This is a genomic window from Psychrobacter sp. TB20-MNA-CIBAN-0197, assembly GCF_040309765.1.
Classification (GTDB): domain Bacteria; phylum Pseudomonadota; class Gammaproteobacteria; order Pseudomonadales; family Moraxellaceae; genus Psychrobacter; species Psychrobacter submarinus.
Genome location: NZ_JBEOPC010001365.1, coordinates 1 through 237, shown reverse-complemented (window position 1 = coordinate 237; position 237 = coordinate 1). Strand labels below are relative to the sequence as shown.

1 protein-coding gene is annotated in these 237 nt (G+C 35.9%); it reads left to right on the top strand.

All coding sequences use genetic code 11. The features are described 5' to 3' along the window. Positions 1 to 237: hypothetical protein (locus AAEY83_RS18415; protein ID WP_351061581.1), on the top strand; the 237-nt coding region annotated here is incomplete at both ends.

The window sequence follows — 237 nt, the reverse complement described above, 5'->3', positions numbered from 1 at the left end:
GAGGTATATAACCTCGCAAATAAGGGCGGGCAATTTATATTTAATAAGCAATTTGGTCTACGAGTAGGACTTGGACAAACACCTATTAATTTTAAAACTGCACCGCAAGTAGTAAGCGCACAATTTGAATTAGTACCACCAGATTTTGTTATTGCACGAAAAAGCAAAAAGTATGGTTGGAAAGTGGCTGATAAGCTATTTGACTATAAAGGCAATTTTAGGAAGGCAAATCAGTTA